General features: G+C 55.8%; 1 protein-coding gene. It reads left to right on the forward strand.

Annotation, left to right across the window (positions count from 1 at the left end; genetic code table 11):
• Positions 1–125 precede the first annotated feature (125 nt).
• On the forward strand, positions 126–326 hold a 201-nt coding region (locus D0817_RS27025), incomplete at its 3' end, for a DUF4124 domain-containing protein (protein ID WP_134737809.1).

The following is a 326-nucleotide window of genomic DNA, read 5'->3' on the forward strand; positions in this document are numbered from 1 at the left end:
GCGCTTTGGCTCTTGTATTCACTCGAAGAAAAATAATTCGACAAGCGGGTTCAGCGTGTGGTAACGAACGGAAAAGCGTTCCTGTACCGGGCAAAGTGGCCTCATTGAAAACAAGGAGCAACATCATGAACACCACAGCTTTGAAGCACACAATTTTCCTCGCTGGCATGATGGTCGCATCGATGACATTCGCCGGACAAGATGTCATCAAATGCGTCGACAGCGGCGGCAACGTGACGTTGACCGACACCGCCTGCGGCAACGGCGTCGAAGTCGCCCGCGAGCCGGTCGCCGTCGAAACCGACTACGCCGCCGAAGTCGCGCTG

The organism is Flavobacterium cupreum, from assembly GCF_003996965.1.
GTDB lineage: Bacteria > Bacteroidota > Bacteroidia > Flavobacteriales > Flavobacteriaceae > Flavobacterium > Flavobacterium cupreum.